This is a genomic window from Aliiglaciecola sp. LCG003 (genome assembly GCF_030316135.1).
Classification (GTDB): domain Bacteria; phylum Pseudomonadota; class Gammaproteobacteria; order Enterobacterales; family Alteromonadaceae; genus Aliiglaciecola.
Genome location: NZ_CP128185.1, coordinates 1,393,205 through 1,408,923, shown reverse-complemented (window position 1 = coordinate 1,408,923; position 15,719 = coordinate 1,393,205). Strand labels below are relative to the sequence as shown.

The following is a 15,719-nucleotide window of genomic DNA, read 5'->3' as shown; positions in this document are numbered from 1 at the left end:
CATGTTCAAGATACCCTGTTTAACTTCATGACTAAATTAAATTCCACTAAATAGCTTGTTCAGCTTATTCCATAGCCTTAACAATGGTGAACATATGATCGAGATTATCCTTAATTTGGCGGATAAACTCTTTGTCAATATTGGACAGTGCTTGTTTCAAGCTTGTCGATGAAATGTCCTTAGTTCTGGACAAATAATGCACTTCACAAAATTCATTTAAACTATCGAATTTTCCTTGCCAATCATCACCGATACCAAATATATCGACATTATACTTGTGAATATCTTCAGGTTTTTGCTGCCAATTTTTTTCTGGGATTACTTCATCCACACAGCTCAAAGCATTGATAATCCGGGCGCGTTCGTCAAACGAGAATATACTTTGCTTACCCTTTTGCTGATTAAATTCATCAGTAGATACCCCGACGATAAGCTTATCTCCCATAGATTTGAGACGCTCAAGCATATTGAGATGGCCAACATGCAATAAATCAAAGGTGCCGTAAGTTAATATTGTCTTCATCTTAAAGGCCCTTAAACACAGTGGCAGATTGAACATCATCTAATGCCCAGTCCGATTTTGGTGTTTGCCAGTCGCCATAATGGCTACTTAAATACCCCTCAACATCGCTTGGAATATAAACATCTTGGCCACGAAAAGTATAAGAGTCTAAACTATGCATATGTCTACTGGGCATTGAGAAACCTCGTGACGCTATCACATAGTCCATCACATCTTGGTCTAAATACTTAACAAAAAAGTCAATTAATGGAAGTTGCCTATCGGTATTTATCGGTGCGAGTTTAAAACTGCGAGTAGCACCAACATTCACCAAGCCAAAAGGCTGTGTGGCGTAATATTGAGTCATTTTCCATGATTGTTGGGTGACACGTTCTAAGGCTGCTAGTAATCTATCTTGATGACCATTAATGATTTCAATACAGTCACTTGGCACAGCAAAATCTAAATCATCATCCCAAGGGATCAATGCATTATCTCGGTAAATACCCAACAAGGTTCCCGCATCCACATGATACTTGATACCGCAGGCGCTCAATGTCTCACATAAAACCAGCAATATTTGTTCTGCCGTTTGTTTGACACTCTCGCTATCACCAAAATGGAAAGGTTTTATTTGAGTTGCAGCCAGTATGTGAATTTTAGCCACTGGTACACTTTCTTGTTGCTCAAGTTGCAAACGGATTTGTTCAAAATACTCACTGGCAATCATAATAAGATCGAATTGAATTTCATCTAATTGCTGTGGTGATATTACTGGGATCTGCTCTAAGAAACTGCCGACCTTCGTATGGTCATTATCGCAAAAAGCGACCACCTGATAGGTCGCTTGTAGATTTTTATTCGCTGCGATACCAGCTTGTCCAGCGCCAAAAATGACGATTTTCTGTTTCAAAATATCAGCCCTAAGCGTTGATCTAGCCAAATTCAACTAATCGTGATAGCTGGCTTAACAAGGCATATCCGTCCCAATTGACGGAAAAATCCAATGCTTGTCCAACTGGAACTACTCTATCTACACCTTTTATCGACGGATCCGCTATAAGCTTTAATAAGTCGGTTTTGTCCACCTGCCAATAACTTAAAGTTTGTAGCTTGGCATCTAACCTACCGGTCAGTTCTGTTATGCTATTTAAGCTCTGAATCAATAACAATCCCCCGCCCAAATGCCAATCCAAAAATTGAGCATTCATTTGGCGAACTGGTATAGCGCAAATATGCTGTTGGACAAGCGGTGTATCAACCAAACCAGTACTCAATAATAGCTGAGTGGTTACAAGATGATCATTGACTTGTGTGATCTCAGCTCCATGCCCAACAGCAAGCCTATTTAGTATTTCGAAAACGGCTAATTGCAATGTTTTATCACCTAGCCAAAAAACGCTTCTGGGTGATGAGCAAGCCTGTTGCGCGTATGGCTGAACATCACGCCACAGTAATAATGCAAGTTCTTTGGCTTGAGAGGTGTCTGTCAATGCATTGCCATTTATCAGCGTTGCTGAGTATCTGTCGGCAAAACTTATATCTCTGCATCGTGGCGGTGTCGGTAAAGCACGAATCGCATTAACACTATCATCGCCACCCCAAATAACCCTTGCGTCGGCTAATTTCGATAAATCAGCACTAATATTGGATTGTTTGTCATAACTGACAAACAAATTGTTACTCGCTAGTAGTTTAAATTCAGATTTGGCGAATAAATGATTTAGCTGTGCCAATAACATGCTCTTCGATTCAGAATCTGCGCTGGCAACTCGAACAATATTTTTGTTGCCCATCAACAATGAGCAAACCCAACTGTAAATAAACATGGTATCAACATTCGAAGGGGTAAAATGTATCACCAGCCCTAAGGCTTTGGAGATACCTTTTGGCTGCTCTAATTGAAGTTGCTTAATGCGGCTGCTGCGAAGCCAGAAAGCCAGCGCGACTAACTCTGGAAGTTTTTTACAGTTCACGTCTGTCATCAAGCTCTGAGAAAGAGCCTGAATAAATGCCAAAATTTCAGGGCAAAAAGGCTGCATAGGATATGACTCTAAACAGTCAGTCAATTCACTGCCACTGCTTGGCACCAAGACCTTTAATTTACTCATTTTACATATCACCTTGGGTATCGCTACAGCCACGTATTTCTGTTTTAGGTAATCTTCCATGCACTTCGAAGTATTTTCCTTTGCGACCACAGCAACAATCGTCGACACCGAGTATTTGCCCCATGTCTTCAGTCAAAATGCTATACCCGGGATAACTAAAAGGTAAGACCGACAAAACCTGAATCAAACCGACTTGCTTGTTAGTGCATTCTTCCAGAGTATAAGGTTCACGAATTATAATGTCAGCCAATAGAGGCGCATGTAAATGACCTTGTTTACATTCGACAAAGATAGAGCCGACCTGCTCTGCCATACCGTAAAAATTCACTACTTGAGATATTGCAGTATGTGCCTTAATGCGCGCTTTAAATGTTAGATTATCGACTTTCTGCGCCTCAAGTTTTTTCCAACCGCCGCTGTGAAGTAAAATCCCTTTAGGTATCTTTAAATATTTATTCTGCTGTGTCGCCATCTGTATAAAATGTTGCCAAACCATAAAGGTAAAACCAAATAGCAACACAGGTTGATCAGGGTATTTATCAACAAATTGCTCAATTACATCCCAATCTGGCTGCATATCATCATTTAAAGCATAGGTATGGTCACGGCCGAAAAACGCTAGACCTTGAATACCCGCGCTACGAGCGCTAAATTTGTTGCGATCTTTCAAAATAGCTGGACTGTCAATAATCAGCATTGGCAAACGCTGTTTGCCAATTGAATGTTGCAATATGTTGACTAATGCTTTTGACTGATTGGAACTGGTAACTCTATCCAAAAAAATTCGAGCTGGTGTTTGTGAAGTGGTTCCTGAGGATTGAAGTGTTTTGAACACATCGGAGTCATCAATACTTTTTAACGCTAGGAGTTTGAATAAGCGTACCGCTAAATAAGGTATCTCATTGAGCGTTCTCCAGTCATCCGATGCACTCGATGTAATATGGCGGTAAGGTTGACAATGTTGCTGATGGTGTTGATGCAATTGTGCAAAGATAGGTAGTAATAGTGCTTCTTTTTTAGCTTGCGGTAATTGATAAACCGGTTGAGCAAAAAGCTCAGTTAGTAGTTGGGTGTAATGTAACATCAAAACCGAGCCTCATTAATTTCAGCCCGCCGAATTGCAGACAGAACGCAGGATGTTTATCGGCAGACGCTGCTACCCACTTGAATAAAAAAGCTGAAACCAGTTGGATGATTTTGCACCGTTTTTCTCAACATGGTAATTAACGCTTTGGTTTAATAGTTATTTCTCTCAATTCACATATTGCGATATTGTGAAATTAATACCTCAAACTATATCATTCACTCTCCTCCCCCGCACTTTCAAAACCACTATTCACACTCAATCGAACAAATAACCGACTCAACCAGTGCGTTATTCAAACGACCGGTAAGTAGCAGCTTTTACTCGATAAAAATTTTGCTTATATTGCGATACTCACTTTCGCTCATAAACCCCGCACTTAGATTATCAAGCCCAATACGGGAACAAATTAATTCCCCTCGATTTCCTAACGAATCAACCAAACTGTCGTCCTGACCATCTCTGGGAATTGCTATATAAGTGGGAAACTGAATGAAATAATCATATGCAGGGAGCGCATCAAGATAACTCTGTAACCATACCTCTGAAGCAGGTTGATTGCCGATGACAAAATCAAAGCGTGGAATAATCCATTGCGGATTGTTAGTACACAAATAGCATTTTTTAAGCAGTACAGCGTACATTTTCATATTCATCACTGGTAACCTACCTGCTCGAATAGCTTGATCATCAGTTGAAAAAGAAGGTAGCGGGATGACCTTGCTGCATATTACCGAATCATCGTATTGCGGTGACCAGTTTAACTCATTAGTAACCAACCCTAGCACTCTGAGCTGCTTTTGCTCTGAAAGCGCGATACTATTGAGTAGTTCTATATCGTCAGACAGAGTAATCCCTTTTTCTGGCATGGAGTTTCGAGAAGTCTCAATTTCAAACCAATTACTAAAATCGAAGTCAAAATGCTGCGTGACCCCAGCAAACTTTTTGACCAATGGAATAATCGGTGGGTTTTGCAGCTTGCGCAAATATTCACGCTCCCGTAAACCACTGAAAGATGAGGTTACATCGAAGCTAAAATCACTTGAGTTTATTTTGTCGCTAAATTGTGTAAATCTCTTCAACACGATATCCAGCGCTTGTTGTAACGCTTCGTTTTGTGAGGTGTCACTTGCAAAAGACAATTTAAGTAAAAAAGCATTTGCGAAGTTTATAGTGCCGTATAAATAATAGAACAGCAGGGATTTATTCTCTGCATATGAAGAAAACAAAGTATTCTTCAAGTAATCAATTAACCAATGAATATCTTCCTCACCTTCCCGAACCTTGGAAATTTCTGCGCCTATCACGGCTAACTCTTTGGCTAATCTATTTTTGTCATAATGAGTAAAAAAACGGTCACGATAATCATCTACCATTGGTTTCTGAAATGTTTCTTGCATAATCCCTTCGCAAGCTTTCTCTTTGTCCGATGGTTGGGAAAGGATCAGCAAATCATCAATATTAAGGGGCACGGTTGCACTTATTCTTGCACCATCACTGGTGTTGTAACAGTCACCATCGAAGTCTCTCAATAAATCTTCCATGACCACCTTTGAGACTTTAAATTCATGTTTAGTGTTGACTACTTTGCGGAAGTTACCCGGAACGATTAGCGCAGTATTGTTTTTCTCGTCATAATCATACAATGCTGCACCTGTTTCATCGTAATAACCGGATGACTTTGAGTGATGATGAGCTTTGTCCACGAAGCCTAAATCGATACCGAATAAATAAAGTTGTTTAAAGCCAAGGGTCTTAAACAAATTCAAAGCAAAATTACTCACCGTTGGGAAAGCAAACTTCAGCGTCGCATAATTTTGTTCACCCAACACTCTCAAATTCGAAACCGTAGAAGACTCACCGTCCTTAAAGGCAATGAGAACATCTTTATACAAGCTACAGGTGTCAGGATGAATACCGTTGCATGACAACAACACGACCTCTTTCAAATAATCAAGACAACCTAACCTTACAGCCCAATCGTAGGTCGAACGGTTTTGCTCAATTTCAGCATGAAAATCTGGGGTAATTCCGTGTTTATGCAACACCTGTAAAGATGTTCCACAACTAACCACGATGGCTCGATCTCGAAACTCTTTTATCACTTCAATGGAATAATCTAAAGAAGGACCATTTCCCAGTATAAAAACCGGGCATTCTTGGGACTCGAAATTGAGCTTTTTATGCGGATTACTGGTTAAGTGGGCATATCCTCGACTCAGCCCTTCCACTGTTTGATTGATGCCATAAAAAGCATGATCGAAGTACTCGCCCATCGAAATGACAATCTGCAATTGCTCACGTAATTGGCCTATTGCCGAATTCAGAGCAGCATTGTAATAGCTTTGATAAAAGTATGTGTGAGCCAGATTATAAGGACCAATCGCGTAAAATTGATTTAACAGATCCCGGAATAAATGTGCCCCGTCATCGCCGATATTTATATATATTCGATAGCCCTTTTGGTCGGTTTCATCTAGAATTTTGGCCCAATCTATGGCAAATAAAGACGCATAGAAAAAATCGCGATTGGGTTCACACAAAAACAGCTTTTCTATTTGATGGATATGTTGCATTTCCTCAAGCTGATAACCCAACCCAACACCAAATAAAATAATCGATTTAATTGTTTGCGGCAAAGCCCCTTCAGATTCGTGTAATTTTTCTAATAAAGATTCACTTTCTATTACAAATTTGTAGTGTAGATAATGACGTAGCTTAGTACCCTTATAGCCAAGTACTAATCCATCCTTGTTTGGATATTGAGAGTAAGAATCAAACGATAATTTAGCCTCTGCGATAGGATCATTTCCATACCAAGCATTTAGTGTTTTTTTATTAATGAGATTACAGCGCCCAGACTCAGACACAACAGGGATCCACGTTTCCGGCTGATATTCGAAGAACTCAGTGTAAATATCAGGAAAATACTTTTTAAAAGCAGCTAAATTATTTTGAAACTTTTCGTTGTCTGAGGTCAAAGTTGAATATTGTGACAACACAATGGGCGGCATCCAAAGAGGTTCAAATTCACCTCGAGCACTACTAGTCTTCAATGATAAACCATGGTCACGCAACTTACGCCAAGGCTGATTTTTAAGCTGGTAGCTCAAAGATGAGAACACTGGACTATTGTAATGTTGATAAAGGTAAAACCCACTAACATCAGCATGCTGCTGAAGTTCAGCCACATCTTTAATTATGTCTCTGCCGTCTTTTTGCAGCTGAAAAAACAAAGTAGTATTTTTTGCCTTCGCTATATCTAAAATCTCGCGCCAAGATGTTACCATCGATGAACTACTAAAATACTGTAATTCCGGTTCATATATGATGAGATATTTTATGTCGCTGTGGAGCAGCAGGTGCTTTATATGAAAACCCAAGCCCAAACCTAGTACTACCAACAAATCAACTTTTTCAGGCAGCGGTGAATATTGTTCAAATTGTTGATATGACGGAAAATCTAAATGAACTTTATGAAGAGGCTCGTTTTGATCAATAACACTAGACGCATCGTCTAAAATATTTATATACGGGCTATGCTCAAAAAATTGATTGGCTTGCTCCAAAACCTCTTGTTCAGGATCAAATCCATATAGCACTCGCCCAAGTCCGTAATCTACTATATTGAATTTACCGAACTTGTTGCAGAATAATGAAATATTCTGACTTTTAATCTGAGAGATAATAGGCACAAGGCTAGGTATTTGACGTTGAAAAGCATTAATGCTCTCACGCTGAGTAACATAGATATGCTGTGCTAATTGCGTTTCTAGTATTTCTTGTTTTTCTTCATCTTGTTCAATGTGAAGTCGAATATTTTTAAGCATGTATGCCGCTTTTCAGAATTTGCAATTTTGTCATTTGACACACTCTCGCTAAAGTTTAATCTGGGTAATTTAATAACCGCTCACTTGATAAATACAAGGTAATTAACCGGTTTTTCACTAACCAAAAGCGCGACTGAGCCTGCTAATCTAATATATATTGTGCATTTTGCACCACGACGTGGTCAAGCCATTTAAATTCCGCTGTACGGTTACTGCAAAATGTTGAATTCATCCGCTGGCCAAGGCAAACTAAGAAGCAATAACTGCTAAGTTGAGAATCAGCATAATCACTATCACTTAGTTCTATTCAATAGGCTACTGTAATCTTTTTTACCTGCCACAGTTCGTGGCAGCTCAGTTAAGAGCCTCACTTCTACCGCGCTAATATGCACGGCTAATTTATCAGCTACTATGCGTTGCAAATCTGCGTCAGAAAGGTCTTTGGCCGTCAAATTTTGTTGTGTAACAGCAACAATCAAACCTTTGTCGCTCCCCCCACAATAGGTAATTAGTCCCTGTGCCTGTAGCTCACTTTCAACTTCGTCCAATTCGATTCTTTTGCCAAATAATTTAATTAAACGAGACTTGCGGCCACTAATAAAATAATCACCTTGTTGGTCGCGAAAGGCCAGATCCCCTGTCATCAAAAAAGGAAGGGGTGCCAATCTATCAAAATCGCTATCTTGATTGACATATCCCAACATAATATTAGGACCAAAATACTTGAGCTCGCCTACTTGGTTCACGGCGCTAATAACCTGCCCCTGTTTCCCTATAAGCTCAAACTTACCGCCAGGTATGGCTTTTCCTATTGCGCTAGGTTTGATAGCAACCTGATCCGGTGCCAAATATGCCATTCTTGCTGTTGCTTCTGTTTGTCCATACATTACATAAAACTGTTTGCCATTGCTCCTAGCATAATTAGCTAGTATTTTGACTTTTTCTTCATCTAACTTACCACCTGCTTGAGTGAAATAACGCAAGTGTGGTAAATCCTTTTGGGTAAAACGCAATCTCAATAACATGTCATACACAAAGGGAACCCCAGCAAAACTGGAAATTTTGTGTAGTTCAAATAATTGCCAATATTCACGGGTCATTGGGCTGGAGCGTGTGAAAACGCAACAAGCTCCTTTACGTAAATGGCTATTGATCACCGATAAGCCATAAGAATAAAAAAAAGGTAATGCACACAACGTAAGATCGTTAGCCTCAATAGGCAAATATTGACCTATCGATTCTGCATTAGCATCAAGGTTTTGATAGCTTAGTGCAACATGTTTGGCACCACCGGTAGAACCAGATGTAGGTAATAGTAAGGCTAATTCTGCTCGCGTCACTGGCTGAGTATTTTGGTATTTAATTAACTTAGTAGTCTGATTTTCAGTGCCACAGACTAGCAAACTTGCACTAAAGTTTTGCTGAATGTGGTTTAACTGCAACTCTTCTATATCAGGGTTAACTAGCATGATGGCATGTCCCAAGCGCAAGCAACTCAGATATGCAATCAGTGTAGCACTTGTATTTGCGGCTTTAAGCAAGATCAATTGCTTAGTCTTTCCAATTTGATCTTCAATTTCACTTTGTAATTTCGTGCAGGTTTCATCGAGCTGCGAGTAAGTCAATTTAACACTACCATCGATGAGCGCCAATTTGCCAGAATGTTTATATAGGTCATTGAAAAACATAGCTTAAAGCCTCAACCCACCGTCCACACCGATTACTTGGCCAGTTATGTAGCTTGCTTGCTCAGATAATAGAAAACAAATCAAATCGGCTACCTCATTGGCATTGCCAATCCGGCCCAACATGGTTTTATTTATGATTGATTGACGCTTATCACCTTGGTAATTGGCTGTCATAGCGGTATCAATAAAACCAGGTGTGACTGCATTTACTCTAATTCCGAGATGACCTAATTCCTTTGCTATAGAGCGAGTGAGTCCCGTCAAAGCGGCTTTACTTGTAGCATACGCACTTTGTCCAGCGCTGCCTTGCTCACCAACCACTGAACATAGATTAATCAGGCTACCACGACGATTGCGGGTCATCAGCCGCGCCCCCAACTGACAGTGAATATAAGCAGATACAGTATTGACGTTAAGTTGCTGTTGTAGATCGGTTAGACGAGTCATTGCAAAGGGGGCTTCAAACATCACGCCAGCTGCATTCACCACGCCGTGCAATTCACCGGAATTCTGCATGATGGTGGCAAAGGCCTGTTTAACTTGGCGTTCATCAGTAACGTCGTAACTTAAAACTGCTGATTGCCCAACTCGTTCACTTAGAGCATGGAGTGTTTCGCTATTTCGTCCCGCTAAATATAAAAATGCACCTTGTTCGGCACATTTAATCGCGGTTGCTTGACCGATGTCGCCTGTGGCACCTGTGACAAGAATAATCCTATCATTAAGCATCGAATTGAATATCATATTTGGCTAATATTTCTTTAGCTTTAGCCACGGAACTCATATCAATTATATCGTCTGTATCCAACATGACGTTAAATTGATTTTCCAATTCTGCGATAAGGATCATATGAGCAGTAGAGTCCCACTGAGGAATACTGTTATAGCTAAGCTGGTCATTGATCGCATCTAGTTCAATGCCTAGACTAGTTGAAAATGTCTGTCGTAAAGTTTCGTTATGACTCATAGAACATCCTGAATAAAGTTTTTGATGGCGATTAATTTCTAGTTTTATTGCGTGACAGCAGAGATTTCAAAGTAACACTACATCTTTGATAATCCTCGAAATTCAATTCAATTTCAATCAGATCTCCACTTTGAACGGTTCGATAACCTAATTTTTGATTATAGTTTAATGCCGCTTGATTGTTCGCTTTCACAATGGCTCTTAGATGTTGACACTTCAACACGTCGAAACAGTAATCATTGAGTAATAAAGTGGGTGAGAATGCAATTATATTTTGTCTATACTTGGGCTCACCGATATATAACCCCGGCTCTATGGAGTGCGCACCGCTAAGTGATTTTACCCCGCCTCGGGTTTTGATATTGGCACTGCCTATTGCACTACCTTTATATTCAATCACAAAGTGCAGCTGATTTGTGGCGCGCTGAATATGCGCGAACCAAGCACTTTGTTGCTCTGCGCTAATCGGCTTTTGCGACAACATAAACTGACTGACCTGCGGGTCATTGCGCCATTGGCGTAATTGTTCCAAATCATCAGCACCGACCGGCCTGAGCTTAACACCATAGCCTTCTAGGGTTGGTGCCGTATCGCTATTGTTCATTTTGTTCTATACCCAAAATAATCGCATTTGCGACCCGTTGAGCCCCCTGTATATCCCGTGTTTGATAGGCTCGCTGACTCATTTTCTCTAATAACTGCTGTTGTTGCCATAAGATCATAAGATGCTCAACCAGTACTTCAATTTGCTCGGCTTTATCTGACCTGCGCATATCCCACAATTCGCACCAGCCCTGAGTGGCAGCCTGATTGGTGGCATTGAATTGGTTGTCGGCAACAACCAAGAGTAAACTTGGGCAACCACAGGCCTGAAGCTCAAACTGACTGCCTCCCGCGGCAGAAATCACTAGTCTCGATTGATTAAATATTTGCGCCATGCTTTGACAATTATGGCTATGTTTCACCTTCAATCTAGATTGCTGCAAAAATTCATTCAGTTGAGCAAGTACGGGGTACGCCGCTCCAGTTATCAGCTGAATAGTATCGCCGAAGCCTGCTCGTTGTAGTTGCTGTAACAACGGCAGGGTCAAATCGAAAGGATCGCTGCCTCCCATTGTAATGGTAAGGTATGAGCGTTCCTTTAAGGTAAAGGTGGCAGGCTGAGTAAACTCGCCACGCAGAACACGATACTGCTCACCTAAACAAAGCACGGCATCTGTTGCAGTGCTTTGATAGTTGAGCTTTTCAGCATTGCTTGCACCATTAATAACTAAATCCGTATGCAGTTGGGATAATTGATTAGTATCATCAAAACAGACATGAAAGCAGTGGATTTGGTTAAGGGCTTGACGAAACGACTGGTCAAAGTGGTAGCCATCCAATACCAAAGCGCTAAAATGCCCTGCTTCGAGCTGTTGCTGCAACCATTGAAGTTGTTTTTCGGTATCATCAAGGTAAGGCACCACACTGATCTCCCAACCCCAATCAGGCCGTGATTGACAAATATCAACGGCCTGTTGATTGACCGCAAAATGACAACTAAGCCCTTGCTTAGTCAATGCCTCAGCCAGGGAAATACAACGCATTAAATGCCCCAGTCCAATTTGGCTTGAAGCATCCACACGGAGCATTACTTTGCTAGCATCAGTTTGCCACATAGTTAGTTTTTAGCATCAACACTTTGCCAGCTTAACGGCTCACCTGCTGACATGTCCACGCTGGCCACTTTGCCTAGCACTTGCTCCCAATGCTTGGGAGCCAAGCCACTAGCAGGACGAACGATTCTTAGGTTTTGCTTAGTCAGCCGTTCGCCTTTCTTAATGTTTTCGCTTACGAAAATACTACGGCGATAGTACTTCGATTTTTCTTCCGCAACCGTGCCGCCATAAACCACCGAACCCATTGCTTGCCAAGCACGCTCGGTTTCGACTACCAGGGATGCCAATTCATCCGGCTCTAATGAAAAGGCCGCATCGACGCCACCCGCATTTCTGTCCAGTACAAAGTGCTTTTCTATGACAGGTGCGCCCAAGGCGGTTGCCGCGACAGATACGCCCACTCCAGCGGAATGATCAGACAATCCAACGGGCACAGCAAATGCGTCTCGCATATTAGGGATAGTGTTAAGGTTAGTGTTATTTGCTAGTGCGGGGTAAGTGCTGGTGCACTTTAATAACACTATATCTTTGCAGCCCTGCGCCCTAGCCGTCTCAACAGCTTGTTCTATTTCACTAATACTAGCCATGCCAGTGGACATAATTAGCGGCTTGCCTTTACTGGCAGCCCGCTTGATAAGGGGTAAATCGGTCAACTCAAATGAGGCAATTTTAAAACATGGCACATCCAGCTCAGCTAAGAAATCAACCGCATCCTCATCAAAAGGAGAACTGAAGGCCTCCATTCCCAAGGCGTTAGCACGCTCAAATAATGGTTTGTGCCACTCATAGGGTGTGGCCGCCTTTGCATATAAGCCGTGTAATGATTCGCCGTACCAAAGACTGTCTTTTTCTTGGATTACAAAATCATCACTGGCAACATTAAGGGTCATCGAGTCGGCAGTATATGTCTGCAATTTAATTGCATGAGCTCCTGCCTGAGCAGCAGCATCAACCATTTTACACGCCAGTGAAAAATCCTGACTATGGTTACCACTTAGCTCGGCAATGATAAACGGCGGCTGACTTGAACCAATCAGGCGCTTACCAATATAAAATTCAGTCATGCTGGTCCTCACTAAAAATAGACATAATACTTTCACACAAGGAGGCGGCGTCAGGCAGCTCATTTGCCATATCGGTAGCATAGTCCGGCATTAACATGCGAGGATCCACCTGACCGCAAAGCAGTAAAGTAGGACACGCGACGCTATTGGCCAGTGCAAATACTCCTAAAGGCAGCGTCACTAACAAATCACTGGATTTTAGCCCCGCTAATTGCTCAGCAATGCTTTGGTTAGGATCATTAACTGCCACTTCAACCCCCTGCTGCTTAAGCAGCCTGGTCAATTCATCTTGTTGAGGATATTGATACTCAGACGAGCAGACCGCTAAGGTTACTTTTTTGATGTTGCCACGACCCGAAGACTGCTTCATTGGGACCGCGATATCCCAATCCATCTCGAGATCCGTCCAGCCACAGCAGGCTTTTAGGTAAAATTCGGGGTAACCCTTGTCAGGTTGAACCGCACCTTCCCACCATGGCGTATGCCATTTGTACATACCAAAATAGGTGCTTTGCATGTAATTTTGTTGGTTATTTACGTACTCTGGTTGCAAGCTTTGATTGTGTACCCGATCTATCAGTTGCTGCACCGAGATAGACAACATATTACCTTCAACCGGCTCACCCGCATCTTTTAAAAAGCGCGCTAAAAAGCAAGGCATAAAAGCCGTATCTAGATTAATTATTTTCTGATATTCGTGGCCGATAATTTTCTCGGCTAATCCCAAGAAAGCTTCCATTGCCGTCAGAATATTATCTGGCCACCAATCGTTCTCCAGTGTCAGTGTTTGCACCTCAGGTGCCGCTAATTTAAGTATTTCGCAGCCTGGTTCACGGGTAAGTAAATCGATACTGGTATCGGGATACTTTTTTAGTAGGTATCGAATGGCAGGCACGGCAATACTTGCCACATCACCCATCTCCAACATGCGGATCAATAAAATGCGACTCATGATTGCTTCCCACCCATGTATGCCTGATACATCAACTCGGCGCGATCCCAGTCCTCTACCGTATCTATATCCTGTACAAGGTGTCGGGGTAAAACTACTGGCAGACTATGTTTAGAAAAGATCCCTTTGCTGGACAAGTAATCATCTGTTCGTCCCCAATAAAACTGCCCGGCGTCATGATAGGCCTCGGGTAAATCTTGTGAACGTTGATTAATTTTCTCGGCAAACATCGGCGCGACAAGGCCTTGTTCTATACTAAGCGCCCGTTGGATTGGAAAAGGAAAACTGGTGACCGAAAAAGCAAAAGACTTATCAAGATTGTTTTGCAGTTGAGTTAAACCCTGCTGCAAATATTCGGCTTGCAAAAAAGGCGCAGTGGCATAGATACAACAACAAAACTCAGGTTTTGCAAAATTCTCGATACAATAATCTATGCCGTGATTCGTTACTGGACGGGTGCCAATAAAATCATTGGATAATTCATCCGGACGCATAAACGGTACTTCGGCACCGTATTGACGCGCCACATCAGCAACTTGCTGAGAATCAGTAGAAACCCATATATGCTCAAATAAACCTGATTGCTGCGCCGCTTCGATAGAATAAGCTATCAAAGGTTTGCCAGCGAACTCCTTGATGTTTTTGTTGGGTATGCGTTTACTTCCCCCGCGAGCGGGTATGATTGCCAAATTCAAGCCAGTACCTCATTTAATGCTTGGATAACTCGGTCTTGTTCATCGGCCGTCAGACCAGGAAATAAAGGTAAAGTTAGCGCATTTTTATAAAAGGCTTCGGCCTGTGGGTATTCGCCGGCTTTGAATCCAAGCTGCTGGTAATAGGGTTGTAAGTGGATGGGTATATAATGGACATTTACGCCGATACCCTTGGCATGCAATGCCTGATAGGTTGCTTTACGATCGTGATCTGTTAGTTCAATCATGTATAGATGCCAAGCACTGGATGAAAGTGTTTCAGGCAGCGGCAATTTCAGCGGTAATGAGTTTAATGCTTGATTATATCTAGCAACAATAGCTCGTCGTTGTGTTACAAAATCGTCAAGTTTTTGCAGTTGAGTGATCCCTAAAGCGGCATGCAAATCACTCATACGGTAATTGAACCCCAGTGCGACCTGTTGATAATACCAAGGACCTTCCGACTCCCCTTCCATCAATTCAGGATCTCGGGTCACACCATGTTTTGCAATCAGCTTAGCTTTTTTGTCCAAGCCGGCATCGTTTGTTAATAGTGCGCCACCTTCAGCGGTGGTAATAGACTTGACCGGATGAAAACTCAAAACCGTAATGTCACTAAATTCACAACTGCCTATTTTGTGATCCAGATAATTGCCACCCAGACCATGAGCAGCATCTTCAATAACACTAAACCCATATTCTTTGGCAAGCAGAGCAATCGCACGCATGTCACAGCTTACGCCGGAAAAGTGCACTGGTATCAGAACTTTTGGGAGTTTGTTGCGCGACTTGGCCTTTTTAAGCTTGTCCTGCAGCGCTTCAATACTGATATTGCGTGTGACAGGATCGATGTCCACAAAGTCAATCTGAGCATTGCAATACAACGCGCAATTGGCAGAGGCGACAAAAGAGTTAGGGACAGTCCATACAGTATCGCCTGAACCGACTCCTAACGCCAAACAAGCCACGTGCAAACCCGACGTTGCGCTGTTCACTGCCGTTGCATATTTAGCGCCTGTGTAAGCGCATAAAGCCTGCTCAAACTCAGGGGCTTTAGCGCCCTGAGTTAGAAATTGATTTTTAAGCACATCTATCACAGCATCGATATCTTTATCGTCGATGTGATGCCGCCCGTAAGGAATAAAGGCTTGCGAGTCTGCCATGTTAATCT

At 42.0% G+C, this 15,719-nt stretch carries 14 protein-coding genes; all 14 read right to left on the bottom strand.

All coding sequences use genetic code 11. The features are described from left to right. Positions 1 to 64 precede the first annotated feature (64 nt). The gene (locus QR722_RS05950; RefSeq protein WP_286286175.1) at positions 65 to 523 is read right to left on the bottom strand and encodes an adenylyltransferase/cytidyltransferase family protein; all 459 of its coding nucleotides are present in this window, start codon (positions 521 to 523) and stop codon (positions 65 to 67) included. Between the two features lies 1 nt (position 524). Beyond that, complete coding sequence (locus QR722_RS05945) at positions 525 to 1,415, bottom strand: LicD family protein (protein WP_286286174.1); 891 nt, start codon at positions 1,413 to 1,415, stop codon at positions 525 to 527. A 22-nt stretch (positions 1,416 to 1,437) separates the two neighbouring features. Then, positions 1,438 to 2,613, bottom strand: a complete 1,176-nt coding sequence (locus QR722_RS05940) for an acyl-CoA reductase (protein ID WP_286286173.1) — start codon at positions 2,611 to 2,613, stop codon at positions 1,438 to 1,440. A 1-nt stretch (position 2,614) separates the two neighbouring features. After that, on the bottom strand, positions 2,615 to 3,697 hold the full coding sequence (locus QR722_RS05935; protein ID WP_286286172.1) for a LuxE/PaaK family acyltransferase: 1,083 nt from the start codon (positions 3,695 to 3,697) through the stop codon (positions 2,615 to 2,617). A 320-nt stretch (positions 3,698 to 4,017) separates the two neighbouring features. After that, on the bottom strand, positions 4,018 to 7,527 hold the full coding sequence (locus QR722_RS05930) for a 6-hydroxymethylpterin diphosphokinase MptE-like protein (RefSeq protein WP_286286171.1): 3,510 nt from the start codon (positions 7,525 to 7,527) through the stop codon (positions 4,018 to 4,020). A 293-nt stretch (positions 7,528 to 7,820) separates the two neighbouring features. Further along, positions 7,821 to 9,215: an AMP-binding protein gene (locus QR722_RS05925; protein ID WP_286286170.1), complete on the bottom strand. Its 1,395-nt coding sequence runs from the start codon at positions 9,213 to 9,215 to the stop codon at positions 7,821 to 7,823. Positions 9,216 to 9,218: 3 nt separating this feature from the next. Further along, positions 9,219 to 9,944 carry an SDR family NAD(P)-dependent oxidoreductase gene (locus QR722_RS05920; protein ID WP_286286169.1) on the bottom strand — a complete coding sequence of 242 codons (726 nt, stop codon included), beginning with the start codon at positions 9,942 to 9,944 and terminating at the stop codon, positions 9,219 to 9,221. Then, positions 9,937 to 10,182, bottom strand: coding sequence for an acyl carrier protein (locus QR722_RS05915; RefSeq protein WP_286286168.1), 246 nt, complete (start codon positions 10,180 to 10,182; stop codon positions 9,937 to 9,939). The genes QR722_RS05920 and QR722_RS05915 overlap by 8 nt, the downstream gene beginning before the upstream one ends. Positions 10,183 to 10,213: 31 nt before the next feature. Further along, entirely contained in the window at positions 10,214 to 10,786 is a 573-nt protein-coding gene (locus QR722_RS05910) for a GNAT family N-acetyltransferase (RefSeq protein WP_286286167.1), read from the bottom strand. After that, positions 10,776 to 11,813 carry a UDP-2,4-diacetamido-2,4,6-trideoxy-beta-L-altropyranose hydrolase gene (gene pseG / locus QR722_RS05905; RefSeq protein WP_286287576.1) on the bottom strand — a complete coding sequence of 346 codons (1,038 nt, stop codon included), beginning with the start codon at positions 11,811 to 11,813 and terminating at the stop codon, positions 10,776 to 10,778. Before pseG ends, QR722_RS05910 begins: the two co-directional genes overlap by 11 nt. 29 nt (positions 11,814 to 11,842) lie before the next feature. Continuing rightward, positions 11,843 to 12,904 (bottom strand): pseudaminic acid synthase, encoded by a 1,062-nt coding sequence (gene pseI / locus QR722_RS05900; protein WP_286286166.1) that lies wholly within the window; start codon positions 12,902 to 12,904, stop codon positions 11,843 to 11,845. Beyond that, on the bottom strand, positions 12,897 to 13,856 hold the full coding sequence (locus tag QR722_RS05895) for a hypothetical protein (RefSeq protein WP_286286164.1): 960 nt from the start codon (positions 13,854 to 13,856) through the stop codon (positions 12,897 to 12,899). Before QR722_RS05895 ends, pseI begins: the two co-directional genes overlap by 8 nt. Beyond that, the gene (gene pseF / locus QR722_RS05890; RefSeq protein WP_286286162.1) at positions 13,853 to 14,551 is read right to left on the bottom strand and encodes a pseudaminic acid cytidylyltransferase; all 699 of its coding nucleotides are present in this window, start codon (positions 14,549 to 14,551) and stop codon (positions 13,853 to 13,855) included. The genes QR722_RS05895 and pseF overlap by 4 nt, the downstream gene beginning before the upstream one ends. Further along, positions 14,548 to 15,711: a UDP-4-amino-4,6-dideoxy-N-acetyl-beta-L-altrosamine transaminase gene (gene pseC / locus QR722_RS05885; RefSeq protein WP_286286161.1), complete on the bottom strand. Its 1,164-nt coding sequence runs from the start codon at positions 15,709 to 15,711 to the stop codon at positions 14,548 to 14,550. The genes pseF and pseC overlap by 4 nt, the downstream gene beginning before the upstream one ends. Positions 15,712 to 15,719 lie beyond the last annotated feature (8 nt).

What these genes read in the sequence shown, in the direction of transcription:
- QR722_RS05950 (WP_286286175.1), bottom strand. Translation starts at nt 523, where the DNA reads ATGAAGACAATATTAACTTACGGCACCTTTGATTTATTGCATGTTGGC.
- QR722_RS05940 (WP_286286173.1), bottom strand. Translation starts at nt 2,613, where the DNA reads ATGAGTAAATTAAAGGTCTTGGTGCCAAGCAGTGGCAGTGAATTGACT.
- QR722_RS05935 (WP_286286172.1), bottom strand. Translation starts at nt 3,697, where the DNA reads ATGTTACATTACACCCAACTACTAACTGAGCTTTTTGCTCAACCGGTT.
- QR722_RS05930 (WP_286286171.1), bottom strand. Translation starts at nt 7,527, where the DNA reads ATGCTTAAAAATATTCGACTTCACATTGAACAAGATGAAGAAAAACAA.
- QR722_RS05925 (WP_286286170.1), bottom strand. Translation starts at nt 9,215, where the DNA reads ATGTTTTTCAATGACCTATATAAACATTCTGGCAAATTGGCGCTCATC.
- QR722_RS05920 (WP_286286169.1), bottom strand. Translation starts at nt 9,944, where the DNA reads ATGCTTAATGATAGGATTATTCTTGTCACAGGTGCCACAGGCGACATC.
- QR722_RS05915 (WP_286286168.1), bottom strand. Translation starts at nt 10,182, where the DNA reads ATGAGTCATAACGAAACTTTACGACAGACATTTTCAACTAGTCTAGGC.
- QR722_RS05910 (WP_286286167.1), bottom strand. Translation starts at nt 10,786, where the DNA reads ATGAACAATAGCGATACGGCACCAACCCTAGAAGGCTATGGTGTTAAG.
- pseG (WP_286287576.1), bottom strand. Translation starts at nt 11,813, where the DNA reads ATGCTCCGTGTGGATGCTTCAAGCCAAATTGGACTGGGGCATTTAATG.
- pseI (WP_286286166.1), bottom strand. Translation starts at nt 12,904, where the DNA reads ATGACTGAATTTTATATTGGTAAGCGCCTGATTGGTTCAAGTCAGCCG.
- QR722_RS05895 (WP_286286164.1), bottom strand. Translation starts at nt 13,856, where the DNA reads ATGAGTCGCATTTTATTGATCCGCATGTTGGAGATGGGTGATGTGGCA.
- pseC (WP_286286161.1), bottom strand. Translation starts at nt 15,711, where the DNA reads ATGGCAGACTCGCAAGCCTTTATTCCTTACGGGCGGCATCACATCGAC.